Below are 24,841 nucleotides of genomic sequence, written 5' to 3' on the forward strand. Positions count from 1 at the left end.
CCTGCCTTATGCCATGGCGTGGCGGTGGCCGGCGGAATACGCTCCGGTCACATGGTGTTCCAGCTGACGCTCGATATCGCCCAGCAGAGAGGACGCGCCAAAGCGGAATAGGTCGGGCTGCAGCCAGCGGTGGCCCAGCTCATCCTTGATCAGGCTGAGGTAGACCAGCGCGTCCTTGGACTTCGAAATGCCGCCCGCGGGCTTGTAGCCGACGCGGTAGCCGGTGCGGTCGAAGTAGTCGCGGATGGCGCGGATCATCACCAGCGACACCGGCAGGGTGGCGTTGACGCTTTCCTTGCCGGTCGAGGTCTTGATGAAGTCCGCCCCTGCCATCATGCAGACCAGCGAGGCGCGCGCGACATTGCGCAGGCTGCCCAGCTCGCCGGTGGCGAGGATCGCCTTGACGTGGGCCTCACCGCAGGCCTCGCGGAAGGTCTTCATCTCGTCATAGAGCGCCTGCCAGTTGCCGGTCAGCACATGGCGGCGGGAGATCACGATGTCGATCTCCTCGGCTCCCGCGCGCACGCTTTCCTCGATCTCGGCCACCCGCAGATGGAACGGCGACAGCCCGGCCGGGAAGCCGGTGGAGACCGCCGCCACCGGGATGCCGCTGCCGGCCAGCGCCTGCACCGCGGCAGGGATCATGTCGTGGTAGACGCAGACGGCGCCGGTGGTCAGCCCCTCCATGTCCAGGGTGCGCAACAGGCCGGGGCTGACCGGCTGGAGCGCCTTGGCGCACAGGCGGCGGACGCGGCCTTCGGTGTCGTCGCCGGCCAGCGTGGTGAGGTCGATCAGGCTGATCGCCTTCAGCAGCCAGGCGGCCTGGTGGTCCTTCTTGACGCTGCGGCGGCCCGGCAGCGTGGCGCAGCGCCGCTCGATGGCCGACGTATTGGCCTGCACCGAGGCGACCCAGTCCAGGTCCAGCGCCATGCCGGGATTGCGCGGCTCGGTCAGCTGCGGCAGTTGCGCGCTTCGTTCAGCGATTTGGCGTTCCATATGGGAGATCCTCAGCAGAATTCCGGGTGAAGGTTGCATGGGTGCGGCATTTTGGCAAGAAACGGTCCCGGCCTGCAGGCGGTTTTTTGACTGAATGGACAAAAAAATACGAGCGCGGGCGGGGTTCCTTTGCGGCAACTTGCCGGAACATGGTTGCACGGATCGGGCGGGTTCCTGTTTTACGAATGTCCAAGCGCAAGCGGTGCGCATTCCGGTGGCAGAATCGGGCTCACATGCTAAATTTAGCGGTATGAGCAGTGCAGAACCCCATATCAGCGAAAATACGCCCTCTGAGACCCGCCCGGACCGTGGTCCGGACAGCCGTCCGGTGATCCGCCAGCTGGACGACAGCGCCATCAACCGGATTGCCGCGGGCGAGGTGGTGGAACGTCCCGCCTCGGCGGTCAAGGAACTGGTGGAAAACGCCATCGACGCCGGCGCCACCCGCATCACGATCGAGATCGCGGACGGCGGCAAGACGCTGATCCGGGTCACCGATGACGGCTGCGGCATGACGCCGGAGGACCTGCCGCTGGCGCTGAGCCGCCATGCCACCTCCAAGATCGACGGCTCGGATCTTTTGAACATCCACACTTTCGGCTTCCGCGGCGAGGCGCTGCCGAGCCTCGGCGCGGTGGGGCGGCTGACCATCACCAGCCGCGCCGCCGGGTATGAGGCGATGCAGATCCGGGTCTCCGGCGGCCGTCAGGAACCGGTGAAGCCCGCAGCGCTGCGGGGGGGCACCATTGTCGAGCTGCGCGATCTGTTTTTTGCCACCCCGGCGCGGCTGAAATTCATGCGTAGCGACCGCGCCGAATCGCAGGCGATTGCCGACACCGTGAAGCGGTTGGCGATGGCGGAGCCCTCTGTCGGCTTCACCTTGCGTGATGTGTCTGGCGGCGGCGAGGGGCGGGTGACCTTCCGCGCCGATCCCCTGTCCGGCGACTTGTTCGACGCGCTGCACGGGCGGCTGGCCACGGTGCTGGGGCGCGAGTTTGCCGAGAACGCCCTGAAGATTGACGCCACCCGCGAAGGTATCCGGCTGTATGGCTATGCGGCGCTGCCGACCTATTCGCGCGGCGCGGCAGTGTCGCAGTTCCTGTTCGTCAACACCCGGCCGGTGAAGGACAAGATGCTGACCGGGGCGTTGCGGGCGGCCTACTTCGATTTCCTCAGCCGCGACCGCCATCCGGCGGCTGCGCTGTTCATCGATTGCGAGCCGCAGGCGGTGGACGTGAACGTGCATCCGGCCAAGTCCGAGGTGCGGTTCCGCGATCCGGGGCTGGCGCGCGGGCTGATCGTCTCCACCCTGCGGCTGGCGCTGGCGGAAGCCGGGCACCGGGCCTCGACCACGGTTGCCGGGGCAACGCTGGGGGCGATGCGGCCCGAGCCAACGGGCGGGCACCCGACGGCCAGCGGCGCGCCGCGGGTCTATCAGATGGACCGCCCCTCGCTGGGCGCACGCAGCGCGTCCTACGCGGCGCAATCCCCCGGTCAGCCGCTGGCGCCCTCCGCGGATGCGCCGCCATCGCCGGGCTTTGCCGAATTCGCAGGCGCCTACAGCGGTCGGGTCACCGAGGTGCCGGAGGCGCCGATGGCCCCGGGTCAACCGTCGGATGCGCCTGAGGCCTCCGCGCCCGGGGCCGAAGCCCTGCCGCTGGGTGCGGCGCGCGGCCAGGTGCATGAAAACTACATCATTGCCCAGACCGCTGACGGCATGGTCATCGTTGACCAGCACGCGGCCCACGAACGGCTGGTCTATGAAAAGCTCAAGCGTCAAATGGCCGAGAACGGGGTGGCCGCGCAGGCCCTGCTGATCCCGGAGATCGTGGAACTGAGCGAGAATGATTGTGCAACCCTGCTGGCCGTTGCCGACGATCTGGCGAAATTCGGTCTCGGCATCGAGGCTTTCGGCGGAAACGCGATTGCGGTGCGTGAAACCCCGGCAATCCTGGGCGAAGTAAACGCGGAAGCGATGATCAAGGATATTCTGGACGAACTGTCGGATCAGGGGGAAAGCCAGCTGGTGCAGGCGCGGGTGGAGGCGATCCTGAGCCGGGTGGCGTGCCACGGATCGATCCGCTCTGGTCGTCGGATGCGGGGCGAGGAGATGAATGCACTGCTGCGCGAGATGGAGGCGACGCCCCATTCCGGTCAGTGCAACCACGGCCGCCCCACTTACGTGGAATTGAAATTGGCGGATATCGAGCGCCTGTTCGGGCGCAGCTGAACAATACACCCGCAACAGGGGAGACAGAGCAGTGACTATGGAGCAGGCCCAATGGGCCGTTTACGCGTTGACGGCGGTGGCCGTTGTGCTGGGGGTCGCGGCGCTGCGGCTGCGGGCGCATGCCCGTCATCTGGAGCAGCTCAACAGCGATCTGCGCAGTCACAATGCCGGATTGCGGGCCGAGGCCGCCCGTCTTCCCGCGTTGACGGATGAGCTGGCAACCCTGCGCCGGACCAGCGAAAACGAGCGCGCCGCCCGCTATCAGGCAGAGGCGCAGGTGCAGGCGCTGAAAGCCGAGCACGCGGCGCGGTTGGAAGAACTGAACCAGATGAACCAGCAGTTGGAGCACAAGTTTGCCTCCCTCGCTTCGGGAGTTTTGAAACAGAACTCCGAGAACTTCCTGAGTCTGGTCAGCGAACGCTTCCAGGCGCATAGCAAATCCGCCGATGCGGATCTGGCCAAGCGTCACGCCGCAATCGAAAATCTCGTCAAGCCGCTGGATCAGAAGCTGGGTCAGTTCGGCGAGCGCATCAAGGAGATCGAACAGGCGCGCAACGAGGCCTACGGTGCCATTCAGGCACAGGTGAAGCATCTGGCCGAGGGGCAGGCGATGCTGGGTGGAGAGACCCGCAAACTGGTGCAGGCATTGCGCGCGCCCAAGACCCGGGGGCGCTGGGGCGAGATGCAGCTGCGCCAGGTCTTCGAGATGGCGGGCATGGCGGAGCATGTGGACTACGAACTGGAAAAAAGCGTCGGCACCGACGAAGGGCTGCGCCGTCCCGATGCGGTGGTGCGCATTCCCGGTGGCAAGAGCATTGTTGTGGACGCCAAGACACCATTGGAGGGCTATCTGGACGCGCTGGAGGCCGAAACCCCCGAGGCACAGAGCGCCGCGTTGGCGCGCCATGCAAATCATGTGAAAACCCATGTGAAGCAGCTGGCGTCCAAGGCCTATCAGAGCGCGCTGGCGGAAACGCCGGACTTTGTCGTCATGTTCATTCCCGGAGAAACGTTCGTCTCGGCGGCCGCAGAGGCAGATCCGGGGTTGATCGAATATGCCTTTGAAAACCGCGTGCTGATCGCGACCCCGACGACGCTGATGGCATTGGTCAAGTCCATCGCCTATGGCTGGCAGCAGGAGAAGATGGCCGAAAACGCGGTGGCCGTCCAAAAGACCGCCAAGGAGCTATATGACCGGCTGTCGACCTTCTCCAAGAACCTCGCCTCGGTCGGCAAGTCGCTGTCTTCCTCGGTGAACAATTACAACAAGGCAGTTGGATCGCTGGAGGCCCGCGTGCTTCCCTCTGCGCGCAAGTTCGAGGCGATGGGGGTGGTGCCGCAGGGGGCGGCGTTGGAGGATCCCGGTCACGTCGAGACCGAGCCACGCCAGGTCGCCTTGCTGGCGGACGAGTAGATGCGCTTGCCAAAGCCCGTGAACCCTTCGGTGGCTCCGTTACTGCGGGCGGCCGAAGTGGATGCTGAACGGATCGTTGCGCTCCTGCGGATCGTGGTGTCGATTGGGCTTCTGATGGCGCTGATCCTTGCCCTGGACGGCCTGCCGATGGTGGATGAAATCTACCTGTGGCAACAGCTTGGCCTGGCCGCAGCGACGCTGTTCTCCTACATGGCGGTTGGGGTGCTGACCTTTGCCGCGATCTGGCGCGGTGTCTTCAGGCGTTGGATGATCTGGGCTGCGGTGACCGCCGATGGTGTGTTCCTGTTTCTCAATTCCTGGCTGTCTCTGCGCAACTCCGGTCTTCCGGGCGATTTGGTATTCACCATGCCGTCGGCCTGGATGGCACCTTTGATCCTTGCCTTCGGCGTGCTGCGGTTCAATCCGCTGCTGCTGGCCTACCAGGTGCTGTTGGTGGCCGCGGGCTTTTTGTGGCTGGTGACGTGGGAGCCTCCGGTGGTGTCGGTCGAAGCCGTAAGGCGGGTGCAGTTGGCCCACGGGATGCCGCCCAATCTGATGCGGGTATTGATGGTGTCGCTGGCGGGCCTCGTGCTGTTGGTGGCCGCCTTGCGGACCCGCGCGCTGTTGAACCGCCTGTTGGAGGAAGTCCGGCAGAAGGCCAATCTCACACGCTATCTGCCGGCCCAGTTGGCGGGCCGTCTGGCCGGTGGCGGTCTGGAGACGCTGCAGGAAGGTCGCCAGCAGACAATGGCGGTGATGTTCATCGATATTCGCGGCTTCACCAGCTGGTGCGAAGGCCGTGAACCGCAGGAGGTCAGTCGGCTGATCACCGACTTCCGGGGGCGTGTGGAGGCCGTGGTCGGCCAGTGCAACGGGTTGATCGACAAATATATTGGCGATGCCGCGATGATCCTCTTCGAAGGCGAGCGTGCCGCGGCAGGATCATTGGAGTGCGCCGAACGGCTGCAGAAAGCCATGGCGGAGTGGCGACAGGACCGACAGGCCGCAGGCGAGACGGCGTTGGGAGTCGGCATCGGTATCCACTGGGGAGAGGTGTTTTCCGGTGTGACAGGCACACAGCAACGGTTGGAGTACTCGGTCTTTGGAGACACGGTGAATACGGCCGCTCGACTGGAGCAGGTGACCCGCGCCCATGATTTAGAGCTGATTGTATCCGCCACGCTGCTGGATGCGGCCGGGGTCGCGGCGACGCGGGATGGCTGGATGGCGCTGCCACCCGAGGTTCTGCGCGGGCGGCGCAGTGGTCTGGCCCTGTTCGGCAAACCGCCCGTCTGACCCGGCCTTGTGTTTGCCGCAGATCAAAGACTTAGGCGTTTTGCGCACGGTTTGATATGCTGGCAGCGACAGAAGGAGTGGAGCGATGCTGGAAATCTCGGCCCGCAAGGTGGCACAGGTGGCGATGATGGCCCGCGAACTGGGGCGAGCCGAGGGAGAACTGCGCGCTTTCATTGACAGGATGAGCGAAGACCAGCAGGCGGAGCTGGTCGCCATCATGTGGGTCGGTCGGGGCAGTTTCGAGCCGGAGGAACTGGCGGAAGCAATTTACACTGCCCGTCAGGAGGCCACGACGCCGACCGCCGATTACCTGCTCGGCACCCCGCATCTGGCCGACAACCTCGAGGCGGGGCTGGAGGCGCTGGGCATTGACGTGCAGGACGTAGAGGACGACGTGATTGGCCGTCTCGCACCCTAGCGCTCAGCCAGATTTCTCCCTTCGACAAAAAAAGGGGCATCCGGTCAGGATGCCCCTTGGTGTTTTTGAGGGTCTGTAGGTGACGCTCAGCCCTTGTGGTCCACAATGGCCAGATGCTGCGCCAGCTTGCCGACCTCAGAAAGCCAGCTGTCCACGAGCGTGGCATCGCTGGGAGCCGCGTGAACGCCAGCTTTGATCTTGGCGTTCATCGCCGCTTCGATTGCGAAGGAAACCGGGAAGGATACCAGCCGGGCCATGGCAGTGCCGCGGTCGTCGCCCCAGGCGTCCATCACGTAGGTCTTGTGCCACACCTCGGCTCCGTCCTTCTCGGCCTTCAGGCCGACGCACATCACCACGCGGTCCGGCTCACCTTCGTCATAGGCGTTTTCCTCCCAGAACTGGTCCGACATTTCCTTGAGCCGCGCATCGCCTTCGGGGCCGCTCAGGGTTTCGACCTCGCGGAAGACGTCACTCCAGGCCTCGGCCCAGCCGTTCAGGCGCAGGGTGCCGCGGACGAATTGTTTGACCTTCCACTCCGGTTCGAACTCGTACTGCGCCATGAAGGGGAGGGAGTCGCGGTTCGGATAGACCTCGAAGGTCTCGGCCTCGGGCAGCGGCGCCTCGTAGGAGGAAATCGCGTCCCAGGGGCGGGCGACATCCAGTTCCTTGAAGTCGCGGATCGAACGCGAGGGGGAGCGCAGAGCCTTCAACACACCAAGCGGTGACCAGCTGAACTTGTACCGGAACGGGTTTGGGATCTTGGGGATGCCACCGCAGTAGGAGATGAAGCTGACTTCATTCCCGGCATCATAAGCTTCGGAAGCCTTGTAATCCGCAACCAGCGCATGGGCCATGAGGTGGTCGATGCCGGGGTCCAGGCCGACCTCGTTGATCAGGCAGACGCCCGCATCCTTGGCCTTCTGGTCCAGCGCGCGCATTTCCGGCGCAATGTAGGAGGAGGACACGAAATGCGCGCCGCGCTCGATCGCCAGTTCGGCCAGCGGCACGTGCCAATCGCCGGGCAGCATCGAGACAACCACGTCCTTCGGGCTCAGCATCTGGCCCAGGTTGGACAGGCTGAAGCTGTGGATGTTGGTGGTCAGATCGCCCACCGCTTCGCGTGCCTTTTCCGGCGTGCGGTTCCAGACCGCAACATCATGGCCCGCTTCCAGCAGTCGACGCAGGCCGGGGATGGCCGACAGGCCGGTGCCGCACCAGTGAATTGTCATGGGTGTTCTCCCTTATCCGAATTTCAGTTTGGCCGCGACGATGCTGAGCACGATCAGGATGGCGCAGAAGTTTGCCAGGATCAGTGGCCAGTCGCCGATCAGCAGCCCGTAGCCGAACCACAGCAGAACCGTGAGGAGGAACATCAGGTTCGAAACAAGCGACAACCCGGCCGTGTCCCGGGTGGCCCAGGCTTTCCAAGCCTGTGGCAGCCAGCAGATAGTACCGAGTATGGCGGCAAGATAGCCAATGTACGGCGTGATCATTTCGGTAGATGCTCCTCGAACGTCGCCTTGGCCCGGCCCCAGACGCCGCTGTCCAGATCGGTCAGGGTCAACAGCGAGGGCAGCAGCTGTGCGGCGTAATCCTCAGAGCTTTCAACCGGCAGCATCGAGGGCAGGTTGTCGATCGCCATCACATCCAGAACGGGGCTTTCGGCGACACGCAGGGCGGGCCGGTCCCAGGTGGTGGCGCGGTCATAAACCGGCACCGGGTTGTAATCGCTGTCCGGGTCGCAGGCGACGTCGCCGATGGCGGTCAGCTTGCGGTCCGCGGCCATTGCTTCACGGGGAACAAAGACCGGGGTGCCGGGGCGGGCGAAGATGCAGTTCAGAAACAGGTCATGCTCCAGGATTTGTGGAAAAGGGCCGCCGCTGGCGGTTTCCGCCATGTCCCATTTGGTAACCTTGACGCCCATCGCCTCGCAAAGGTCCGCCGCACCGGTGCCGACCCGGCCAAGCGCGCCAATCACGATCGCGGTCGGGCGATCCGCGGACAGCGCGTCCAGTTCTGCTCCGAGCTCCGCCAGCAGCGCATCCTTGCCGCCGTAGACGCCCACCGGTCCGCAGATTTCACCGCGTTGCTGGGCTGCCCAGGTTTTCAGCGTCACCGCGGCACCCGCGTATCCCGCCCAGTAGCCAAAGGCGGCGACCCGGCGCCCGGTTTCGTCGACGAGGTATTCCAGGTCGTACAGCGTGCCACCGCCCGCCTTGAACCGCTCCAGCAGCGCCTTGCCCGAGTGCTGGCCCTTGAAGGCGTGACCAAACATGATGTGGCGGTGCGGCAGCGGGGTGCCGTCCTCGGGCAGCTCCTTGAGGCCAAAGATGATGGCTTCCGCAGGCGCGGCGGGCCAGCTGTTTTCCGGCGCGATCTCGCAGCCTGCATCGATGTAGCCCTGCAGCGGGATTGCCCGCACGGAGCTTTCCTCGACCGTGACCTTGATTCCTGCGTCCAGCAGCGCCTTGGCGCCCTCGGGCGTCAGGCCGACCCGGTCTTCGTTGGGGCGCTGCTCAGCCCGTACCCACAGATGTGTCATGTGTGATGTCCTTTAAAGCATGCCTTTGGTGTGAACCGCCCGCACCGAGGCGCGCTGTTCCATTGCGGTCATGAATTCCTGAATCCTCGGGAAATCCGTCAGTTTCACCCCGTCGCCCTCCAGCCAGGTGCAAACCACGTAGAGGTAGCAGTCGGCGAGGCTGACGGTTGATCCCAGCACGAAGGGGCCGCGTAGGCCAAACCGGCTGATGTACTCGCAGCTGGCGGCCATGGTCTGCGGCACCATTTTCTGCATGTCCTTCCAGCTGGAACGCTCGCTGGCCCAGCGGGAGCCGCGCAGCTTGTGCGCGTGGTTCACATGCATGGTGGAGGCCAGGTAGAACATCACTTCGCGCATGCGGGCCTGCAGCAGCGGATCGGCGGGGCGCAGGCCTGCGTCCGGGGCCAGATCCGCAATATATTCCAGCAGCGCGCCGGTTTCGGTCAGGATGCCGCCATCCACCGCCAGCGCGGGCACCCGGCCCTTTGGGTTGATCTGGGCATAGGCTGCGCCGGTTTGCTCCTTGGCGGCAAAGTCGATCTTGATCGCCTCATACTCCAGACCGGTTTCTTCCAGTGCGATGGCCACGGCGACGGAGATGGTTCCGGGGGCATAGTAGAGCTGCATGTGTCGTCGGTCCTTTCGCAGATCAAAGGTGGGTCTGGGCGAACTGCCGCTCTGGCGTGTCCAGATGCGGCACCGCGTTGAACAGCACCGGGCTGAAGTGGCCGCCGATCGGGAACAGCCGCTGCATCGATGTGTTCATCACCGCCAGCGCCAACCGGGCCATGGCAGTGGTGTTCAGCGCCAGCGACTGGCGCATCGCCATGGAAATCAGCCCGCCGGAGGTGATGACCAGCGCCGGTCCCTCGCCCTCGGCGATCTCGGCGAGGGCTTGTTGGGTGCGGGTCTCAAAAGCTTCCCAGCTCTCGTAGGGGTCGGCGATGTCGCCTGCTGCCCAGGCGGCAAAGACGCGGGGCAGGTGATCGATGAAGCCCTCGCGCTCCTGCGGGATCGGCAGCCCGTGCTGGTCACGCATGGCTTCGGCGAGAGTGAAATACTCCATCTCGTTCAGTCGCGGGTCTTGCACGACATCGGCGCAGCCCATCGAGGCGGCGGTTTCGACATGGCGGGTCAGGGTGCCGCAGTAGATGCGCGAATAATGGCTGCCAGTGTCGCGCAGGTACGCCCCCAGCCAAGCCGCCTGCTGATGCCCCAGATCGCTGAGCGCATCGTAGCTGGCCTCGTCGCGGGCCTGTGTGTTGGCCTGACCGTGGCGGATCAGCGTGATGTGGGACATGGGGGCGGCTCCGTTGGGTGTCGCGGGAGTCTTAGGCGAGGTTGCGGGCAGTGAAAAGAGAGGGATTGTACCCATGCGTGTGCTGGCGCAGGGTTGCGCCAGTTCTGAAGGAGACCGATCATGCCGCTTGACCCGCAACGTTTTCTGCAAGACCTGCATCAGCTGCGCAGCTTTGGCGCTGCCGGTGTTGGCAAGGGCGTGGTGCGGCAGGCCTTCAGCGAGGCTGACATTGCAGCGCGCAAATGGCTGGCTGTGCGCATGGATGCCGCAGGGTTAGAGCCGCATTTCGACCCTTTGGGCAATCTGTTCGGCCTGACGCAGGGGCGCAGCCTGCTGGTTGGCTCGCACAGCGACAGCCAGCCCGAGGGTGGCTGGCTGGACGGGGCGCTGGGGGTGATCGCCGGGCTGGAGGTCGCCCGTGCCGCGCGGGAGGACGGCGGCCCGCAGATTTCCTGCGTCAGTTTTCAGGACGAGGAGGGCCGTTTCGGCGTGCTGACCGGCTCTGACATCTGGACGGGCAAGCTGTCGCTGGAGCTGGCGGATGCATTTACCGATACAGGCGGCCGTACACTGGCAGAGATGCGCGGGCAGATGGCCGATTTGGCAGGAGATTTCCTGCCGCATGACCGGTTCAGCGGCTTTCTGGAAATGCACATCGAACAGGGCCCCTATCTGGAGGAAACCGGCCTGGCGCTGGGCGTGGTGACCGATATCGTCGGCATCCGCGACATGCGGATCCGCTTCTCAGGCCGCCAGAACCACGCGGGCACCACGCCGATGCACCTGCGCCGGGATGCGTTTCAGGCGCTGGCAGCCTTCAACACGGCGTTGAACAACCGCTTCGCCGATGTGGTGACCCCGGCCACGGTCTGGACCATCGGCCATGTGGCGTTGCACCCCAATGCCGCCTCGGTGGTGCCGGGGCGGGTGGAGTTTTCGATGCAGTGGCGCGACGCCGACCCCGAGCGGCTGGCGAGGATGCAGGCGATCATCGCGGAGACGGCGGCACAAATCGCGGCCGAGTACGGTGTCGAGGTGGAGCTGGGCGAGGTGCTGGGCATCGAACCCGCGGCGATGGACCCGGGGTTTCAGGCCGCGTTGGCCGCAGGGGCAGAGGGGTTGGCGGCGGGCAAGTGGCAGAAAATGCCCTCCGGCGCGCTGCATGACGCGGCCAATCTGGCCACGGTGATGCCTGCGGGGATGCTGTTTGTGCCGTCGATCGGTGGCATCAGCCACGCCTTTGACGAGGACACCGCCGAGGAAGATCTGGTTCTGGGGCTTCGGGTGCTGGACCAGGCTGCACGGCGGCTGGCAACCTGAAGCGGGCGAGTTTCGGACGGCTTGCGGGCATTTTTCTGAGGGGGCGTCACAGGTGGGCGGTACGCCACTGGCGTGTTCAGGCCCGGTTATATCCGCGTTTCAGCATTCTTTTGCGGTGCTTGTCGGCAGCAAGCGACGCCTCGCGCAGGTTGTCATAGATGTTGATGCTGCATTGGCCATTGCTGCCGGCCACCCCCCACTCCCGCAGCACCGAGACCTCGGAAAACAGGTTCATCGCCAGTTCTATGCGGTAGAACCGCGACGGGCGCGCGGGGGCTTGGCGATAGAGCAGACAGGTGGTCATGCGGGTGATTCTACCGCCAGCGGTTTGCCCGGGCAAGAGGCTCTATCCCATGGTCAGCAGGGACAGCCCAAGCAGGATGGACGAGATGGCGGCCACCGCAAACGCGGCGGTGCGCACCACCGGGATGCCCAGCACGTAGACGATATAGTGGATCAGCATGCCGAAAAAGAAAGCCGCCCCAAGACCTCCGGGATGGTCGGCTGTCGGCATCAGGATCGAGGCGAGCAGCGACAGAGGTGCAAAAGCAACAAAGAGTTCGACCCCGACGATGTGCGCGCGATGGGCGCGTTGTGCCCAGGGCGATTGCGGCTTGTCCTGCGGGCTTGGGTTGGCCAGCGCGCCCATCAGGCCGCGGACAAGGATCCGGTCGAGGATATAGGGCACCCAGGCCAGCGCCAACCACAGTGCGGACAAAACGGTGAAAAATTGCAGTTGTGACATCACGCTTTCCTCCATCTCATAAGAGAAAGCGTAGTGTTTTCGGCTGCTTTTTCTACTTTTGGGCGGTCAGACCCAATCCACGTCGCCCAGAAAGATGTAGCCGGCACCGTAGATCGTCTTGATCAGCCGTGGGTTCTTGGGGTCCTCGCGCAGCTTGGTGCGCAACCGCGAGATCCGCACGTCCATGGCCCGGTCGAAACTGTCACCGGCCGCACCGCCAAGTGCTTCCTGCATCTGGGCGCGGGAGATCAGCCGCTTGGGGCTGTCCAGAAACAGCCGCAGCACCTCGCCCTCGGCGTGGGAGAACGGGGTCTGCGCGCCGGTTTCGTCCTCAAGCAAGTAGCGGTCGAAATGGGCCGTCCACCCGGAGAACCGTGCCGTGTCGCTTGCAGGGGCCGTCTGGCGCGGGCCGCTTCGCAGGCGGGCGCGGATACGGGCGACCACTTCGGCTGGGTCGAACGGTTTGGTGATATAGTCGTCGGCGCCGAGTTCGAGACCGGTCACCCGGTCCTGCACCTGTGCGCGGCCCGAAATGATGATGACCGCGGCCCCTTGCTCCAGTGCCAGCCGATGCACCAGCGCGAGCCCGTCGGTATCGGGGAGAGACAGGTCCACCAGGCAGACGTCCGGGGTCACCCGTTTCAATGCCGCCTCGAATTCTCGGGCGCGCGAAAAGCTTTGCGTGCGAAACCCCGCGTCCTCCAGCGTGCTGGTCAGGATCCGGCGGATTTCGGGTTCGTCATCCAGAATGGTGACCAGGGGCGATGTCATTTTGCGGGCTCCGGTCGGATCAGTTCGGACAATTGGTGCGTTGTGAAAGGTTTGCGCAGAACAGGGCCACATTTCAATGCCTTGCGAAACAACGGATCGCTTGTCGGCAGTGAGGTCATCAGGATGCACGGCGGGCCCGAGCCATCTAGCCGCATGGCGAGGTCAATGCCGGTGGCGGTCCCTTCCAGCTTGATATCCGACAGTACCAGCGCGATGTCCGGCAGGTTGGCGGTCAGGGCGCTGGCTTCGTCGACGCTGGTGGCTTCGATCACCGAGTAGCCGAGATCGATCAGCATGTCGCGAAACCCGGCCCGCAGCTCGGCGCTGTCCTCGACCAGCAGCGCCAGACCGCCATCGGCATCCGGCGCGCGCCGGTAGGGGAGGCGCAGGGTGATGGCGGCACCGCTTACCCCGTTGCCGATCCGCATGTCACCGCCGGCCAGCTTGGCCATGTCGTAAACCATCGGCAGGCCGAGGCCTGATCCTTCGCTGCCCTTGGTCGTGAAAAACGGGTTGAGCGCCTTTTCCAAGGCTTCGGGCGAGAAGCCTGGTCCGGTGTCCGTCACGGTGATCTCGACCCAGGTCTGGCCGACTGCATGGGCGCTCACCGTGATCTGGCCAGAGGTGCCGCAGGCATCCCGGGCATTCAGGATCAGGTTCAGCAGCGCGTCCTGCAACTTGCCACTGTCGAGCAGCAGCATCTCGTCCGGCATGTGGTCGAGGATGCTCAGACCAATTCCCTGCGGCAACGAGGGGGAGGCAAGGATTTTCAGCTCCTCCAGCAAGGTGTGCATGTCGGTGGCCTGGGGGCGCAGGCTGCGCTGGCCGGTCATCTCGGCGATCCGGTTCAGCAAACGTCCACCGCGCCGCGCGGCCGAAAGGGTCCCCTGTACCAGCTCGGCCGCCTCTGGTGGCAGATCCATTTTTTCCAGCTTGCCCTGCATGCCCAGAATGATGGTCAGGAGGTTTGAAAAATCATGCGCCAGCCCGCTGGTCATCTGGGCCGCCATTTCCCGGCGCCGCGCTTGCTGCAGTGCGACACGGGCCTGGGTCTCCTCGGTCACATCCATCGACAGGATATAGACACCGCCTTGCTGGTCGGGCGTGAAGGCCACCCGGATGCGGCGGCTGGCGTGGCTTTCGGTGAACTCGAAGACCGGACTGCCGCCCTTGTAGGCGGCCAGCAGGTGAGGTTCGATCCGCTCAAAAGAAGCAGGACCAAGCGCATCGGCAATATGCATCCCGAGGATATCCGACGGGCGACTTGGAAACACTGAGCTGAGACGGCGGTTCGTATAGGTGTAATATCCGTCGGCATCCACATGCGCGATGTGGGCTGGCATCATTTCGGTGGTCAGTCGGGTGCGCCCTTCGATTTCGGTCAACTGGCGCTTGGCCTCTTCCAGCGCGGTGTTGGTGGCCGCGAGCTTGCGGTTGGCGGCGGTCAGCTCTTCGGTGTGGGCGATCAGCCGTTCCGACATCTCCTCGGAGCGAGCTCGCAGCAGCGTCTCGGCACGCTTGGCCCGCGTGATATCGGTATAAACCGTGACCCAGCCCCCCTGCGGCAGCGGTGATCCTTCGATCGAGACCATCTGTCCGTTGGGGCGCTGGCGTTCCAGGTAATGCGGGACAAAGGCCAGCGCCTGTTCGACACGGGTGCGGACGATGTCCTCGATATCGGTTTCCGGGGCGTATTCGCCAGCCTCGGCCAGATAGCGGATAGTGTCGGCGAACGCGGCTCCGGGCTGGACCAGATGGTCCGGCAGGTTGAACATCTCCTGGAAACGCCGGTTGCACACGGCGAGCCGCAAATCGTTGTCGTAGATCGACAAGGCCTGGGCAATCAGGTTCAGCCCGGCGGTGGTCATCGCGGCGCGTTGTTTGCGGTTTCTGTCCATATTCCCCCCGCAGGCATGGCTAGCACTGCCGCGCGATGCTGGCAAACCGCCATTATGCGGCAATGTCGATTCGAGCCTTCGGCCATGCATTCACGTTACCGTCAAAAGCGTGAGGGAGAATGGGTGATCGGGAGCCCTCCCATGAGGGAAAAGGGGTGCAGACGCGGGGAGTGCACTGCTGAATGCGCTCCGCAACCGAATGATTTTTATACAAAAATACGCTGTTACAATTGGTAAGATTTGCGAAAACATCAGGAAAAAGTTGACGCGCTAGGATGTGGACGTCCCTAATCGGGACCAGAGCCGCGCACAGCGGTCGGTCCGGCAGCAACGCCGGAAAGGGAGGAAAGAAATTTGGCTCAGATGCAGATGGGCGCCGAAGGGTTGAGATCCCTGCCGGCGCTGCTTCAACGCAATGCGGCGCAATATGCCAATGCGCCGGCCTATCGGGAAAAGGAATTCGGGATCTGGCAGTGCTGGACCTGGGCCGAGGCGGCAAAGGAGATCGAGGCGCTGGCATTGGGCCTGCTCAACCTCGGTGTGAACGAGGGTGATTTCGTCGCCATCATCGGCCGCAACCGTCCCTACCTGTACTGGTCGATGGTCGCAGCCCAGGCGGTGGGCGCGGTGCCGGTGCCCTTGTACCAGGACGCGGTGGCCGAGGAGATGGCCTATGTGCTGGGCCACTGCGGCGCGCGCTTCGTGATCGTGGGCGATCAGGAGCAGGCCGACAAGGTGATCGAGATCCAGGATCAGCTGCACCAGTTCGAGCACATGATCTATCTCGACCCGCGCGGCATGCGCAAATACGACCACACCCGGTTGCACCAGTTCAGTCATGTTCAGGATCAGGGCCGCGCTGCCCGTGATGAGCTGATCGGCGAACTGACCGCGCGGCAGGCCAAGCTGGATTACGACAGCACCTGCGTGATGCTGTACACGTCGGGCACGACCGGCAAGCCCAAGGGCGTGGTGCTGTCGAACCGCAACGTGATTCAGAGCGCCAAGAACTCGGCGGAATTCGACAATCTCACCCAGGCAGAGAACATCCTGTCCTACCTGCCGATGGCCTGGGTGGGGGATTTCATCTTCTCGATCGGGCAGGCCTACTGGTGCGGTTTCTGCGTCAACTGCCCGGAAAGCGCTGACACCATGATGACCGACCTGCGCGAGATCGGTCCGACCTATTTCTTTGCGCCGCCCCGCGTTTTCGAAGGCCAGTTGACCAACGTGATGATCCGGATGGAGGACGCGAGCGCGCTGAAGCGCAAGATGTTCCACTACTTCCTGGCGCACGCCAAGAAGGTCGGCGGGGACATTCTGGACGGCCGCCCCGTGGGGCTGCTGGACCGGGCGAAATACGCGCTGGGCAATCTGCTGGTCTACGGCCCGCTGAAGGACACGCTGGGATATGGACGGATCCGCGTGGGCTATACCGCGGGCGAGGCGATCGGGCCGGAAATTTTCGATTTCTATCGCAGCCTCGGCATCAACCTGAAGCAGCTTTATGGTCAGACAGAGGCGACCGTCTTCATCACCGTCCAGCCTGACGGCGAAGTGCGTGCCGATACCGTTGGTGTCCCGGCGCCGGAGGTCGAGATCAAGATCGGCGACAATGGCGAGATCTACTATCGCTCTCCCGGCACCTTCGTGGAGTATTACAACAACCCCGAGTCCACGGCCTCGACCAAGGACGCGGACGGTTGGGTCGCGACTGGCGATGCCGGCTTCTTCGAGGAGGGGTCTGGCCACCTGCGGATCATCGACCGCGCCAAGGATGTGGGAAAGATGGCCGATGGGGCGATGTTTGCGCCGAAGTATGTTGAAAACAAGCTGAAATTCTACCCGGACATCCTTGAGGCTGTGCTGTTCGGCAATGGTCGCGACCGCTGCGTTGCCTTTATCAACATCGACCTTACGGCGGTGGGCAACTGGGCCGAACGCAACAACATCGCCTACGCCTCCTACCAGGAACTGGCGGGCCACCCGCAGGTGCTGGCTTCGATCCGGGAACATGTGAACGAAGTCAACAAATCGGTTGCCGAAGATCCGATGCTGTCGGGCTGCCAGGTGCACCGCTTCGTGGTGTTGCACAAGGAACTGGATGCCGATGACGGCGAGATGACCCGGACCCGCAAGGTGCGCCGTCGCATCGTCGAGGAGAAATTCGCGGACATCATCAACGCGCTCTACGATGGATCGGAAAAGGTCTCGACGGTGACGGAAGTTACCTATGAGGACGGCCGCAAGGGATCGATCCGCGCCACGCTGACGATTGTCGATGCCGAGGTGCAACCGGTGGCCGCTCAGAAGGTGGCCGCGGAATGAGCTCGATCAACGCGTGCAGAATGCGTCGCTACGCCCGTCAGAGCGGGTGTGGGTCAGACCAGGTCGGGGTTCTGTCCGGGGTGAAAGACCGTGTGGACCACCTGCTGAATCTTGAAATGGGGGCTGAAGCCGTGGGTTTGTTCAACCAGGGACGCGAGGCTTTCGGATTGCGTCAGCCCAAGTCGCTTGCATTCGAGAGCCATCTTCAGAAGGCAGGAATGCTCAAGTTCGCCGAACATTGTGTCGATCTCCTTGCTGCTCGTTGTCCACAAGTGTCGCACGGAAACCTTAATTTTTCCAAGCACCCGCAATTGGGAGGCCTCTGTCATGCTTGATAACACCGGCAGCTATGTCACCGAAGACGGCCGCACCATCGGTGGTGTGGTGATGGAAATGAAGAACATCACGCTGCGTTTTGGCGGTGTGGTGGCCATCAAGGACATTTCCTTTGACATCCGCGAAGGCGAGATCCGCGCGATCATCGGCCCCAACGGGGCGGGCAAGTCTTCGATGCTGAACGTGATCTCCGGCTTCTACGTCCCGCAAGAGGGCGAGGTGCTGTTTCATGGCAAGAAACGCCCGCCGATGAAGCCCTTTGAAGTGGCGCGCCAGGGCATCGCCCGCACGTTCCAGAACATCGCCCTGTTCGAAGGCATGAGCGTTCTGGACAACGTCATGACCGGGCGGCTCAACTATATGAAAACCGGGCTGTTTGCGCAGGCGCTGTGGAAGGGCAAGGCCGAGGCGGAAGAAACCGCAAACCGCGAGGTGGTCGAAAAGATCATCGACTTCCTGGAGATCCAGCACATCCGCAAGACGCCGGTGGCGCGGCTGCCTTACGGTCTGAAGAAACGGGTCGAACTGGCGCGGGCGCTGGCGGCGGAGCCGAAGCTTCTGCTGCTCGACGAGCCGATGGCCGGCATGAACGTCGAGGAGAAGGAGGACATGTCCCGTTTCATCCTCGATGTGAACGACGAGTTCGGCACCACCATCGCGCTGATCGAGCATGACATGGGCGTGGTGATGGACCTCTCCGACCGGGTTGTCGTGATGGATTACGGCAAGAAGATCGGTGACGGCACGCCGGACGAGGTGCGCAACAATCAGGACGTCATCGACGCCTACCTGGGGGTTTCGCATGACTGAGCAACTGATGCGGCCAAGTAATTTCGAAAGTGTTTGGCAGATTTCATCGGAGAAATTTGCAGAAGGAGAGCGGGATGCCTGAACAACTCATCTTTGCGATGGAAGTGACGCTGAACGGCCTGATGGCAGGTGTTCTGTATGCGCTGGTCGCGCTGGGGTTCGTACTGATCTACAAGGCCTCCGGCATTTTCAACTATGCTCAGGGCGTCATGGCGCTGTTTGCTGCGATGACCCTGGTGGGGATCATGCAGGGCCAAGTGCCGTTCTCGCATCTGATCAACGCGGTCTTTGGCGGTCATATCACGCATTTTGGCTGGACCGTGCCCTCCTTCGTCGCGATTGCGTTCACCGTGGGTGTTATGGTGCTGCTGGCGTGGCTGGTGCAGGTGTTGGTGATGAAGCACCTCGTCGGGCAGGAGCCGATCATCCTGTTCATGGCCACCATCGGTCTTGCCTACTTCCTTGAAGGGGTCGCCGACCTGATGTGGGGCTCCGAGATCAAGACGCTGGACGTGGGCCTGCCGCAGGGCATCAACCTGTGGATCGACGAGACCACCTTCAACATCTTCGGCTACGGCTTCTTTATCGACAACCTGGACATCGTGGCGACCGTCATCGCGGCGCTGCTTGTTGCCGGACTGGTCTGCTTTGCCCAGTACACCAAACAGGGCCGGGCAATGCGCGCGGTGGCGGATGACCACCAGGCGGCGCTGTCGGTCGGCATCTCGCTGAACTTCATCTGGGTGCTGGTGTGGTCGGTTGCGGGCTTCGTGGCGCTGGTTGCCGGCATCGTCTGGGGCACCAAGTCCGGCGTGCAGTTCTCGCTGTCGCTGATCGCGCTCAAGGCGCTGCCGGTGCTGATGCTGGGTGGCTTCACCTCGATCCCCGGCGCCATCGTTGGCGGTCTGATCATCGGCGTGGGCGAGAAACTGTTCGAATTCGCCATCGGTCCGATGGTCGGCGGTGCCACCGAGAACTGGTTTGCCTACGTTCTGGCGCTGATCTTCCTGGTGTTCCGCCCGCAGGGCCTGTTCGGGGAGAAGATCATTGAACGGGTCTGACGCTCAGATGATCTGCTCCCCGGTTGTTGGCAGCGCTCAGCCTTCCAACTTGCGGAAGGCGGCGACGACCACCGCAGCGACGCAGGCGGCCACCAACGTGAAGGCAATGGTCAGATCGCCGATCAATTGCCCGGCCAGAAAGGTAAGCAGACCCGCGCCGCAGAGCCCCATCAGCATCAGCCCCCAAGGGCCGGGTGCGGTACTGGCGGCGGTCCGGGGCCGCGGTGCAGCGGTCTCGAAAGGTGGCAGAACAGTTGCGTCTTCCACCGTATCCAGCAAGCGCGCCTTTGCGCTGGCAAACTCGGCCTCTGATATGGCGCCATTTTTCCGAGCGGCCTCTAGCCGCCGGATTTCCTCAAAAATTGCGGTCATTGTTTCCACTCACTCTACCCGCGGTCAGGGTGGCAGAAAGAAGTGGGCAAATTATGGCCAGGAACAGATTTCTGACGAAGTGGTTAACGGCGGAGGCGCAGCGCGCGCAGGTCTGACGATCACCGAAACCGGAAATTTCAAGACAGGTACCGGGGCCAAACCCGGCCCGCAGAAGAAAGGGAGCATCTGAGACATGTTCTATCGTGAAGCCGGGGATTTCAAAACCTCCTATGCTGAAGACAGCCAGACCTTCCCGATCAAGTTCGACCGCGTCCGCTACTATGTGGTGCTGGCAGTGGCCTTCGGGATCATCCCCTTTCTGATCAATGACTACTGGGCCAATGCGATCCTGCTGCCGTTCCTGATCTATTCGATCGCGGCGATCGGGCTGAACATCCTGGTCGGCTACTGCGGGCAGGTGTCCCTGGGGACCGGCGGGTTCATGGCGGTGGGGGCCTATGCCTGCTACAAGCTGATGACCGCCTTTCCCGAGATCAGCATGTTCATCCATGTGCTGCTGGCCGGCGGCATCACCGCGGGCGTCTGCGTGCTGTTCGGCCTGCCGTCCCTGCGCATCAAGGGGTTCTACCTTGCGGTGGCAACGCTGGCAGCACAGTTCTTCCTGGTGTGGCTGTTCAACCGGGTGCCGTGGTTCTACAACTACTCCGCCTCGGGCCAGATCAACGCGCCAGAGCGCGATACCTTCGGCATCATCATCACCGGTCCCAATGCATCTGCCTGGGCGACCTACCTGTTCTGCCTGATCTTCCTGACCGCCTGTGCGCTGGTGGCGCGCAACCTGACCCGCGGCACCGTGGGCCGCAGCTGGATGGCGATCCGCGACATGGACATCGCCGCCGAGATCATCGGCGTGAACCCCTTGAAGGCCAAATTGACCGCCTTTGCGGTGTCGGGCTTCTTCATCGGCATCGCCGGGGCGCTGTTCTTTGCGGTCTACCTCGGCGCGGTCGAGGTGGGTGAAGCCTTCGGCATCCAGAAATCGTTCCTGGTGCTGTTCATGGTGATCCTGGGCGGTCTTGGCTCGATCTTCGGCAGCTTTGCGGGCGCAGCCTTCCTGGTTCTGCTGCCGGTGGTCCTGAAGGTGGTTGGCGTCGACATCCTGGGTTGGCCAACGGACATCGTCGCCCATTTCCAGCTGGTGATCGTGGGGGCGCTCATAATCGTCTTCCTGATCGCGGAACCGCACGGCATGGCCCAGCTGTGGCGTGTGGCCAAGGAAAAACTGAGACTGTGGCCCTTCCCGCATTGATGCGGGCAGTGGCCAAGCGCGGTGGGAAAAACAAGACGACCCACGAAGATTGCGTACATCGGATAAATTCAAGGGAGGATACAAGCCGATGAAGAAGACACTGACCACACTGGTGCTGGGCACCGCCATGGCCGCCGGTCCCGCAATGGCGGACCTGGTTTTCCCCGATCTCAGCTACCGCACCGGCCCCTATGCGGCAGGCGGCATCCCGTTTTCGGATGGCTACAACGACTATTTCACCCTTCTGAATGAGCGCGATGGTGGCATCGGCGGCGTCAAGGCGCGGGTCATCGAATGCGAAACCGGCTACAACACCGAAAAAGGTGTGGAATGCTACGAGGCGACAAAGGGCGAGGGCGCGCTGGTCTATCAGCCGCTGTCCACCGGCATTACCTATCAGCTGATCCCGAAAGTGACTGCGGATGGCATCCCGCTGCACACCATGGGCTACGGCCGGACCTCTGCGGCAAACGGCAAGGTCTTCAGCCATGTGTTCAACTACCCGGCCAACTACTGGAACGGCGCTTCGGGGGCGATCAACCACCTGCTGGACATCAACGATGGTGATCTCAAGGGCAAGAAGATCGCGCTGGTGTATCACAACTCGGCCTACGGAAAGGAGCCGATCCGCACGCTGGAGGAACTGTCCGCCAAGCACGGCTATGAGCTGACGCTGCTGCCGGTGGATCACCCGGGTCAGGAACAGAAGTCCCAGTGGCTGCAGATCCGCCGCGAGAAGCCTGACTACGTTGTGATGTGGGGTTGGGGCGTGATGAACCAGGTGGCGATCCAGGAAGCCGCCAACATCCGTTTCCCGATGGAGAACTTCATTGGTGTGTGGTGGTCCGGCGCCGAATTTGACGTCGAACCGGCTGGCGCCAAGGCAGATGGCTACAAGGCGCTGACCTTCACCGGTCTGGGCATGGACTACCCGGTATACGATGATTTGAAGAAATATGTCGTTGATGCGGGTAAGGCCGCAGGCGCGGGCGATCAGCTGGGGGCCGTGCAGTACAACCGTGGTCTTTATGCTGCCATGCTGGCCGCTGAAGCCGCCAAGACCGCCCAGGAGATCCATGGCACGGGTGAAATCACCGCAGCGATGATGCGTGATGGCATGGAGGCGCTGGAAATGACCAACGCCAAGATGGAATCCCTGGGCATGGCCGGTTTCGGACCTGAATTCACGGTCACCTGCGAAAACCACGGTGGCCCGGGCCTCGTCGGTGTCGTGCAGTGGGATGCCTCCACCAAGACCTGGAACGCCATCTCTGACTTCATGCCGACGGATGGCGAGGTGATTGGCAAGCTGATCGAAGAGGACTCTGCTGCCTACGCCGCCGAAAACAACATCGAGCCGCGCTGCGAGTAACACCGCGGACCGCCCCTGATCCGGGGCACGAGAACCGGCGCGGCGGGGAGCCGCCGCGCCAGCCGGAACAGACCGGGGCAGCGCCGCCAACCGCGCCTGACCCGACCGCATGAGGACAAGCATTGATGCTGGATGCAGCCAACACCCCCGCAGGCACTTCCGACGTGCAGGCCGAGACCCTGCTGGAGGTCAACAATATCGAGGTCATCTACAATCACGTGATCCTCGTTCTGAAGGGCGTCAGCCTGAATGTGCCCAAGGGCGGGATCACCGCGCTGTTGGGGGGCAACGGGGCGGGAAAGACCACCACGCTGAAGGCAATCTCGAACTTGCTGCATTCGGAACGTGGCGAGGTGACCAAGGGTTCGATCAAGTACCGTGGCCAGAACGTGCATGAGCGCGACCCGGCGGAACTGGTGAAGAAGGGCGTGATCCAGGTGATGGAAGGGCGCCACTGTTTTGAGCACCTGACTGTCGAGGAAAACCTGCTGACCGGTGCCTACACCCGCGGTGACAGCAATGCCGACATCCAGAAAGACCTGGAAATGGTCTATCATTACTTCCCGCGGCTGAAGGAGCGGCGCAAGAGCCAGGCCGGTTATACGTCGGGCGGCGAGCAGCAGATGGTCGCAATGGGCCGTGCGCTGATGTCGCGACCGGAAACCATTCTGCTCGACGAACCCTCGATGGGGCTGGCGCCGCAGCTGGTGGAACAGATCTTCGAGATCGTGAAGTCGATCAACGAGCAGGAGGGGGTGACTTTCCTTCTGGCCGAACAGAACACCAATGTCGCCCTGCGTTATGCCCACTACGGTTACATTCTGGAGTCGGGACGCGTAGTGATGGACGGGCCCGCGGCAGAGCTGCGTGAGAACCCGGACGTGAAGGAATTCTACCTTGGCATGTCGGACGAGGGGCGCAAAAGCTTCCGCGACGTCCGCTCGTATCGCCGTCGCAAGAGGTGGTTGAGCTGATGCAGGAGCGTGATGTTATGAGCTATTTTGACACGCTTGAAACCCGCAGCAGTGACGAACGGGCCGCGGATCTGGCCCGGACCCTGCCGCAGCAGCTGGCTCGTGCCAAACAGGCGCCGGGCTATGCCGGGATGCTGGACGATGTTGATCCCGAACAGGTGACCTCGGTCGCCGATCTGGCTGCCCTGCCGGTATTGCGCAAATCTGAGCTGAGCCGCGCGCAGGCCGCCAATCCTCCCTTTGGCGGTTTCACGGTCAAGCCCGCGCAGGGGTTCGCGCATATCTTCCAAAGCCCGGGACCGATCTATGAACCGGGCGGCGTCGACCACGACTGGTGGCGCATGGGCCGGTTCCTGAACGCTGCCGGTATTGGCCCCGGCGATGTGGTGCAGAACTGCTTTGGCTACCATCTGACGCCGGCAGGGATGATCTTCGAGAACGGGGCGCGGGCCGTGGGGGCGGCAGTGCTGCCTGCCGGCACGGGCCAGACCGAGTTGCAGGTCACAGCGGCGCGTGACGTTGGCGCAACCGCCTATGCAGGCACACCGGATTATCTGAAGGTGATCCTGGATCGCGCGGATGCCATGGGGATCGAGCTATCGTTTTCCAAAGCGGCCGTCGGCGGCGGTGCGCTGTTTCCGAGCCTGCGCCAGGAATATGCCGACCGGGGGATCAGCTGCCTGCAATGCTATGCCACGGCCGATCTGGGCAATATCGCCTATGAAAGCCCGGCGATGGAGGGGTTGATCACCGACGAACATGTGATCGTCGAGATCGTCACCCCGGGAACCGGTACACCGGTTGCACCGGGCGAGGTGGGCGAGGTGCTGGTGACCACGCTCAACCCGGACTATCCGCTAATCCGTTTTGCCACCGGGGATCTGTCGGCGGTGTTGCCGGGGCAGTCCCCCTGCGGTCGCACCAACCTGCGGATCAAGGGCTGGATGGGACGCGCGGACCAGACCACCAAGATCAAGGGGATGTTCGTGCGTCCGGAGCAGGTTGCGGCTCTGGTCGACAAGCATGATGAAATCGTCAAGGCGCGGGTCGTTGCCAGCCGCGACGGCGAAATGGACGTGATGACGGTCCGGATCGAGGCCAAGGGGGGCGACGAAGCTGACTTTGCCCGCTCGGTTGTTGAGCTGCTGAAGTTGAAAGGCCGCGTTGAGGTGCTGGAACCGGGGACATTGCCAAAGGATGGTCTGGTGATCGAGGATCAGCGCAGCTACGACTGAATGCTGCCGAGGCGGGACTGACCGTATTGGTAGAGGGGCGTCCGAGAGGCGCCCCTTTTGCTCTGGCGCATCCAGCATTGCCGCAGGCGGCGTGATCCGGCGCTTTCGCGCTGGAATTTCCGACAGCTTTAGTCGTATTACGGCAGGGCGCAA

Annotated in this window: 24 protein-coding genes; 12 read left to right on the forward strand and 12 right to left on the reverse strand. The window is 63.2% G+C overall.

The features are described 5' to 3' along the window. Positions 1 to 6: 6 nt before the first annotated feature. Positions 7 to 996, reverse strand: a complete 990-nt coding sequence (gene deoC / locus ACZ52D_RS08685; protein ID WP_464441060.1) for a deoxyribose-phosphate aldolase — start codon at positions 994 to 996, stop codon at positions 7 to 9. 250 nt (positions 997 to 1,246) lie between these two features. On the opposite strand from deoC, the gene mutL reads away from it, so the two are divergent. The 4 genes from mutL to ACZ52D_RS08705 all read left to right on the forward strand — a co-directional run bounded on the left by mutL (position 1,247) and on the right by ACZ52D_RS08705 (position 6,354). Continuing rightward, positions 1,247 to 3,226 carry a DNA mismatch repair endonuclease MutL gene (gene mutL, locus ACZ52D_RS08690; protein ID WP_464441061.1) on the forward strand — a complete coding sequence of 660 codons (1,980 nt, stop codon included), beginning with the start codon at positions 1,247 to 1,249 and terminating at the stop codon, positions 3,224 to 3,226. Between the two features lie 37 nt (positions 3,227 to 3,263). Then, positions 3,264 to 4,640, forward strand: a complete 1,377-nt coding sequence (locus ACZ52D_RS08695) for a DNA recombination protein RmuC (protein ID WP_464443126.1) — start codon at positions 3,264 to 3,266, stop codon at positions 4,638 to 4,640. A 30-nt stretch (positions 4,641 to 4,670) separates the two neighbouring features. Next, complete coding sequence (locus ACZ52D_RS08700; RefSeq protein ID WP_464441062.1) at positions 4,671 to 5,936, forward strand: adenylate/guanylate cyclase domain-containing protein; 1,266 nt, start codon at positions 4,671 to 4,673, stop codon at positions 5,934 to 5,936. 85 nt (positions 5,937 to 6,021) lie between these two features. After that, positions 6,022 to 6,354 carry a DUF3775 domain-containing protein gene (locus ACZ52D_RS08705; protein ID WP_464441063.1) on the forward strand — a complete coding sequence of 111 codons (333 nt, stop codon included), beginning with the start codon at positions 6,022 to 6,024 and terminating at the stop codon, positions 6,352 to 6,354. Between the two features lie 86 nt (positions 6,355 to 6,440). Here ACZ52D_RS08705 and ACZ52D_RS08710 read toward each other — a convergent pair whose 3' ends face one another. The 5 genes from ACZ52D_RS08710 to ACZ52D_RS08730 are packed head-to-tail and all read right to left on the reverse strand — an operon-like array spanning position 6,441 to position 10,196. Beyond that, complete coding sequence (locus tag ACZ52D_RS08710) at positions 6,441 to 7,583, reverse strand: saccharopine dehydrogenase family protein (RefSeq protein WP_464441064.1); 1,143 nt, start codon at positions 7,581 to 7,583, stop codon at positions 6,441 to 6,443. 12 nt (positions 7,584 to 7,595) lie between these two features. Next, positions 7,596 to 7,847, reverse strand: coding sequence for a SemiSWEET family sugar transporter (locus tag ACZ52D_RS08715; RefSeq protein WP_222454226.1), 252 nt, complete (start codon positions 7,845 to 7,847; stop codon positions 7,596 to 7,598). Then, a complete protein-coding gene (locus tag ACZ52D_RS08720) occupies positions 7,844 to 8,896 on the reverse strand; it encodes a saccharopine dehydrogenase (RefSeq protein WP_464441065.1) in 1,053 nt (350 codons plus the stop codon). Before ACZ52D_RS08720 ends, ACZ52D_RS08715 begins: the two co-directional genes overlap by 4 nt. A 12-nt stretch (positions 8,897 to 8,908) precedes the next feature. After that, positions 8,909 to 9,523, reverse strand: coding sequence for a glutathione S-transferase family protein (locus tag ACZ52D_RS08725; protein WP_464441066.1), 615 nt, complete (start codon positions 9,521 to 9,523; stop codon positions 8,909 to 8,911). Positions 9,524 to 9,545: 22 nt separating this feature from the next. Beyond that, on the reverse strand, positions 9,546 to 10,196 hold the full coding sequence (locus ACZ52D_RS08730) for a histidine phosphatase family protein (RefSeq protein WP_464441067.1): 651 nt from the start codon (positions 10,194 to 10,196) through the stop codon (positions 9,546 to 9,548). 120 nt (positions 10,197 to 10,316) lie between these two features. On the opposite strand from ACZ52D_RS08730, the gene ACZ52D_RS08735 reads away from it, so the two are divergent. After that, complete coding sequence (locus tag ACZ52D_RS08735; protein WP_464441068.1) at positions 10,317 to 11,516, forward strand: hydantoinase/carbamoylase family amidase; 1,200 nt, start codon at positions 10,317 to 10,319, stop codon at positions 11,514 to 11,516. A 76-nt stretch (positions 11,517 to 11,592) separates the two neighbouring features. Here ACZ52D_RS08735 and ACZ52D_RS08740 read toward each other — a convergent pair whose 3' ends face one another. From ACZ52D_RS08740 to ACZ52D_RS08755, 4 genes are all read right to left on the reverse strand, one after another. After that, a complete protein-coding gene (locus ACZ52D_RS08740; RefSeq protein ID WP_222454221.1) occupies positions 11,593 to 11,820 on the reverse strand; it encodes a WGR domain-containing protein in 228 nt (75 codons plus the stop codon). A 42-nt stretch (positions 11,821 to 11,862) separates the two neighbouring features. Continuing rightward, on the reverse strand, positions 11,863 to 12,261 hold the full coding sequence (locus ACZ52D_RS08745) for an MAPEG family protein (protein WP_464441069.1): 399 nt from the start codon (positions 12,259 to 12,261) through the stop codon (positions 11,863 to 11,865). A gap of 66 nt (positions 12,262 to 12,327) precedes the next feature. Then, positions 12,328 to 13,032, reverse strand: coding sequence for a response regulator transcription factor (locus ACZ52D_RS08750; protein WP_464441070.1), 705 nt, complete (start codon positions 13,030 to 13,032; stop codon positions 12,328 to 12,330). After that, on the reverse strand, positions 13,029 to 14,930 hold the full coding sequence (locus tag ACZ52D_RS08755) for a hybrid sensor histidine kinase/response regulator (protein ID WP_222454218.1): 1,902 nt from the start codon (positions 14,928 to 14,930) through the stop codon (positions 13,029 to 13,031). Before ACZ52D_RS08755 ends, ACZ52D_RS08750 begins: the two co-directional genes overlap by 4 nt. Positions 14,931 to 15,293: 363 nt before the next feature. Between ACZ52D_RS08755 and ACZ52D_RS08760 the strand changes: the two genes are divergently transcribed. Further along, positions 15,294 to 17,258, forward strand: coding sequence for an AMP-binding protein (locus tag ACZ52D_RS08760; RefSeq protein WP_417474729.1), 1,965 nt, complete (start codon positions 15,294 to 15,296; stop codon positions 17,256 to 17,258). 53 nt (positions 17,259 to 17,311) lie between these two features. On the opposite strand, the gene ACZ52D_RS08765 is transcribed toward ACZ52D_RS08760, so the two are convergent. Continuing rightward, the gene (locus ACZ52D_RS08765; RefSeq protein WP_222454216.1) at positions 17,312 to 17,497 is read right to left on the reverse strand and encodes a hypothetical protein; all 186 of its coding nucleotides are present in this window, start codon (positions 17,495 to 17,497) and stop codon (positions 17,312 to 17,314) included. Positions 17,498 to 17,585: 88 nt separating this feature from the next. Here ACZ52D_RS08765 and ACZ52D_RS08770 point away from each other — a divergent pair, with 88 nt between their 5' ends. Both ACZ52D_RS08770 and ACZ52D_RS08775 read left to right on the forward strand, forming a co-directional pair. Continuing rightward, positions 17,586 to 18,404, forward strand: a complete 819-nt coding sequence (locus tag ACZ52D_RS08770; protein ID WP_222454215.1) for an ABC transporter ATP-binding protein — start codon at positions 17,586 to 17,588, stop codon at positions 18,402 to 18,404. A gap of 74 nt (positions 18,405 to 18,478) precedes the next feature. After that, entirely contained in the window at positions 18,479 to 19,465 is a 987-nt protein-coding gene (locus ACZ52D_RS08775; RefSeq protein WP_464441071.1) for a branched-chain amino acid ABC transporter permease, read from the forward strand. Positions 19,466 to 19,501: 36 nt separating this feature from the next. Here ACZ52D_RS08775 and ACZ52D_RS08780 read toward each other — a convergent pair whose 3' ends face one another. Next, a complete protein-coding gene (locus ACZ52D_RS08780; protein WP_464441072.1) occupies positions 19,502 to 19,837 on the reverse strand; it encodes an SHOCT domain-containing protein in 336 nt (111 codons plus the stop codon). Between the two features lie 193 nt (positions 19,838 to 20,030). Between ACZ52D_RS08780 and ACZ52D_RS08785 the strand changes: the two genes are divergently transcribed. The 4 genes from ACZ52D_RS08785 to ACZ52D_RS08800 all read left to right on the forward strand — a co-directional run bounded on the left by ACZ52D_RS08785 (position 20,031) and on the right by ACZ52D_RS08800 (position 24,688). Beyond that, positions 20,031 to 21,107 carry a branched-chain amino acid ABC transporter permease gene (locus ACZ52D_RS08785; protein WP_369929512.1) on the forward strand — a complete coding sequence of 359 codons (1,077 nt, stop codon included), beginning with the start codon at positions 20,031 to 20,033 and terminating at the stop codon, positions 21,105 to 21,107. A gap of 88 nt (positions 21,108 to 21,195) precedes the next feature. Then, on the forward strand, positions 21,196 to 22,479 hold the full coding sequence (locus tag ACZ52D_RS08790; RefSeq protein WP_464441073.1) for an ABC transporter substrate-binding protein: 1,284 nt from the start codon (positions 21,196 to 21,198) through the stop codon (positions 22,477 to 22,479). A gap of 125 nt (positions 22,480 to 22,604) precedes the next feature. Continuing rightward, the gene (locus ACZ52D_RS08795) at positions 22,605 to 23,453 is read left to right on the forward strand and encodes an ABC transporter ATP-binding protein (RefSeq protein ID WP_222454209.1); all 849 of its coding nucleotides are present in this window, start codon (positions 22,605 to 22,607) and stop codon (positions 23,451 to 23,453) included. Between the two features lie 17 nt (positions 23,454 to 23,470). Next, positions 23,471 to 24,688 carry a phenylacetate--CoA ligase family protein gene (locus ACZ52D_RS08800; protein WP_464441074.1) on the forward strand — a complete coding sequence of 406 codons (1,218 nt, stop codon included), beginning with the start codon at positions 23,471 to 23,473 and terminating at the stop codon, positions 24,686 to 24,688. Positions 24,689 to 24,841 lie beyond the last annotated feature (153 nt).

It is taken from the genome of Leisingera sp. S2M4, assembly GCF_055398055.1.

Bases quoted from the DNA above. Each gene is read 5' to 3' on its own strand.
- deoC (WP_464441060.1), bottom strand. From the start codon at position 996: ATGGAACGCCAAATCGCTGAACGAAGCGCGCAACTGCCGCAGCTGACC.
- mutL (WP_464441061.1), top strand. From the start codon at position 1,247: ATGAGCAGTGCAGAACCCCATATCAGCGAAAATACGCCCTCTGAGACC.
- ACZ52D_RS08695 (WP_464443126.1), top strand. From the start codon at position 3,264: ATGGAGCAGGCCCAATGGGCCGTTTACGCGTTGACGGCGGTGGCCGTT.
- ACZ52D_RS08705 (WP_464441063.1), top strand. From the start codon at position 6,022: ATGCTGGAAATCTCGGCCCGCAAGGTGGCACAGGTGGCGATGATGGCC.
- ACZ52D_RS08710 (WP_464441064.1), bottom strand. From the start codon at position 7,583: ATGACAATTCACTGGTGCGGCACCGGCCTGTCGGCCATCCCCGGCCTG.
- ACZ52D_RS08715 (WP_222454226.1), bottom strand. From the start codon at position 7,847: ATGATCACGCCGTACATTGGCTATCTTGCCGCCATACTCGGTACTATC.
- ACZ52D_RS08720 (WP_464441065.1), bottom strand. From the start codon at position 8,896: ATGACACATCTGTGGGTACGGGCTGAGCAGCGCCCCAACGAAGACCGG.
- ACZ52D_RS08725 (WP_464441066.1), bottom strand. From the start codon at position 9,523: ATGCAGCTCTACTATGCCCCCGGAACCATCTCCGTCGCCGTGGCCATC.
- ACZ52D_RS08730 (WP_464441067.1), bottom strand. From the start codon at position 10,196: ATGTCCCACATCACGCTGATCCGCCACGGTCAGGCCAACACACAGGCC.
- ACZ52D_RS08735 (WP_464441068.1), top strand. From the start codon at position 10,317: ATGCCGCTTGACCCGCAACGTTTTCTGCAAGACCTGCATCAGCTGCGC.
- ACZ52D_RS08740 (WP_222454221.1), bottom strand. From the start codon at position 11,820: ATGACCACCTGTCTGCTCTATCGCCAAGCCCCCGCGCGCCCGTCGCGG.
- ACZ52D_RS08745 (WP_464441069.1), bottom strand. From the start codon at position 12,261: ATGTCACAACTGCAATTTTTCACCGTTTTGTCCGCACTGTGGTTGGCG.
- ACZ52D_RS08750 (WP_464441070.1), bottom strand. From the start codon at position 13,032: ATGACATCGCCCCTGGTCACCATTCTGGATGACGAACCCGAAATCCGC.
- ACZ52D_RS08755 (WP_222454218.1), bottom strand. From the start codon at position 14,930: ATGGACAGAAACCGCAAACAACGCGCCGCGATGACCACCGCCGGGCTG.
- ACZ52D_RS08760 (WP_417474729.1), top strand. From the start codon at position 15,294: ATGCAGATGGGCGCCGAAGGGTTGAGATCCCTGCCGGCGCTGCTTCAA.
- ACZ52D_RS08765 (WP_222454216.1), bottom strand. From the start codon at position 17,497: ATGTTCGGCGAACTTGAGCATTCCTGCCTTCTGAAGATGGCTCTCGAA.
- ACZ52D_RS08770 (WP_222454215.1), top strand. From the start codon at position 17,586: ATGCTTGATAACACCGGCAGCTATGTCACCGAAGACGGCCGCACCATC.
- ACZ52D_RS08775 (WP_464441071.1), top strand. From the start codon at position 18,479: ATGCCTGAACAACTCATCTTTGCGATGGAAGTGACGCTGAACGGCCTG.
- ACZ52D_RS08780 (WP_464441072.1), bottom strand. From the start codon at position 19,837: ATGACCGCAATTTTTGAGGAAATCCGGCGGCTAGAGGCCGCTCGGAAA.
- ACZ52D_RS08785 (WP_369929512.1), top strand. From the start codon at position 20,031: ATGTTCTATCGTGAAGCCGGGGATTTCAAAACCTCCTATGCTGAAGAC.
- ACZ52D_RS08790 (WP_464441073.1), top strand. From the start codon at position 21,196: ATGAAGAAGACACTGACCACACTGGTGCTGGGCACCGCCATGGCCGCC.
- ACZ52D_RS08795 (WP_222454209.1), top strand. From the start codon at position 22,605: ATGCTGGATGCAGCCAACACCCCCGCAGGCACTTCCGACGTGCAGGCC.
- ACZ52D_RS08800 (WP_464441074.1), top strand. From the start codon at position 23,471: ATGAGCTATTTTGACACGCTTGAAACCCGCAGCAGTGACGAACGGGCC.